Here is a 1095-nt window from a genome sequence, read left to right on the forward strand (position 1 = left end):
GCCAGAGAACCGGCCACCACCCACCCGGGCACCCCCGCAGGAGCGGAAACGGAACCGGCCGGAGCCTCACTCCACTCGACGTGGAACAGCTTGTTCCTGAGCCCGGTGGTGCGAATGGTCTCCGGCCCGCCGATGGAGACCGGGCGTACGGCCAGCGACGCGACCGTCGCCACCGGCAGGCCCGCGGTGTCCGTCAGCTTGAGCGAGACCGCGCCCTGGGCGGTCAGCGAGATCCTGATACGGAGTTTCGTGGCTCCGGAGGCGTGCAGCGCCACCCCGCTCCAGGCGAACGGCAGGGAGGGCCGGCCGGGCTCGGAGTCGGTCACGAACTCACCGAGGGCTGTGGCGTGCAAGGCGACGTCGAACAGCGCCGGATGCAGCCCGAATCTGGCGGCGTCCCGTGCCATGTCCTCGGGCAGCGCCAGCTCGGCGAAGACCTCGTCGCCCTTGCGCCACGCGGCCCGCAGCCCGCGGAAGGCGGGGCCGTAGTCCAGGCCGATGGCGGCGAAGTTCTCGTACAGCCCCTCCATGCCGACGGCCTGCGCGCCCTCCGGTGGCCAGGTCTCCTCGGCTTCCGGCACGACCACGCCGACGCGGGCCAATATGCCCGCGGCGTTCTGGGTCCAGGGCTCGTCCTGCGCTTCGTGCAGGCGGGAGTAGATCCCCAGCTGCCTGCGTCCGTCCTCGTCGGGTGCGCCGACGGCCACCTGCAGCTGGACGGCTCCGCGCTCGGGCAGGAACAGCGGCGCCTGCAGCGTCAGCTCCTCCAGCAGGTCGCAGCCGACCTCGTCACCCGCCCGTACGGCCAGCTCCACGAGGCCGGTTCCCGGCAGGAGCACCTGCCCGTTGACCGCGTGGTCGGCCAGCCACGGGTGTGTGGCGATCGACACGCGTCCGGTGAGGACCGCCGCTCCGCTCTCCGCGAGCCCGGTGGACGCGCCGAGCAGCGGGTGCCCGGTCGCCCAGAGCCCGAGGCTTTCCGCGTCGCCCGCGCCGCCCGTCTCCAGCAACCAGTAGCGCTGGTGCTGGAAGGCGTAGGTGGGCAGATCCACCCGGCGAGGCCCGGCCGGGGCGATGGCCCGCTCCCAGTCCACC

1 protein-coding gene is annotated in these 1095 nt (G+C 73.2%); it reads right to left on the bottom strand.

Annotated elements, in window-relative coordinates:
* Positions 1-1052, bottom strand: a 1052-nt coding sequence (locus ACVCAG_RS45725) for a polyketide synthase dehydratase domain-containing protein (protein ID WP_447191669.1), incomplete at its 3' end; no start/stop codon positions are given.
* Positions 1053-1095: the final 43 nt, after the last annotated feature.

It is taken from the genome of Streptosporangium sp. G12 (assembly GCF_052983175.1).